The sequence below is a fragment of the Herbiconiux daphne genome (assembly GCF_024979295.1).
GTDB lineage: Bacteria > Actinomycetota > Actinomycetes > Actinomycetales > Microbacteriaceae > Herbiconiux > Herbiconiux daphnes.
In genome coordinates, this window is sequence record NZ_JANLCJ010000368.1 from 1 (window position 1) to 718 (window position 718).

At 35.0% G+C, this 718-nt stretch carries 1 protein-coding gene; it reads right to left on the minus strand.

The window, feature by feature from the left end:
- Positions 1–335: 335 nt before the first annotated feature.
- Positions 336–632, minus strand: a complete 297-nt coding sequence (locus N1032_RS25295; protein WP_259543344.1) for a hypothetical protein — start codon at positions 630–632, stop codon at positions 336–338.
- Positions 633–718 lie beyond the last annotated feature (86 nt).

Below are 718 nucleotides of genomic sequence, written 5' to 3' on the forward strand. Positions count from 1 at the left end.
AAAAGTGCTACTTCGTATGCGATTGATGATGGTGTTGCTGTCCAGCCTGATTTTGTTTTAGTGATTTTCATTTGATTTTCTCCTTAGGTTGTTGTTGTTGTTTAACTTTATATAATCATTATAACCTATGTTGAATCATTTGTAAAGAGGAAACCACCTAATTTAAGTTAAGAGATGATATAAATTGAGTTACTGTTTTGTTACACGAGGAAAATCGACATTGTATAAGGCCTCAAAATGCGCGTGATTGTGTTTTATGATAAATAACTCATGGAGGATATTAAAATCGCAGGAGCAACGCAAGGAATCTGTTCTGCGTAAAGAAAAAGAGCTTGTCAGCCCTTGTCTTTTGGTTCAATGTTTATGATTGTGAAAAACTTGTCAGTTTTATTTGCTTTTTTCTCTAAAGCATCGAGATATTTCTTGACTTGACGGAAGTTATCAACGTAAATCTGCACATCTCCCAATGGAGAGCGGTTCACTGCGTAAGGAAAATAGTGGTCCACGAAGTCTTTTGCGAATCCAGTTGATACATCATTCAATGCTAAACGCTCAGCAGGCACTCCAAATAATGCTCTACTGCGGTCAATGTCGTCAATTAGTGAGATAAGTAATCCATTTACATTTGCCATTTTTATAAGCTCCTTTAATTATCCTATTATCCTATTATCTTACTACAATATATATCAATTGTAAAGTAAAAACCTAAATGCGCGTG

Coding starts and splice junctions, on each gene's coding strand:
- N1032_RS25295 (WP_259543344.1), bottom strand. CDS start 632: ATGGCAAATGTAAATGGATTACTTATCTCACTAATTGACGACATTGAC.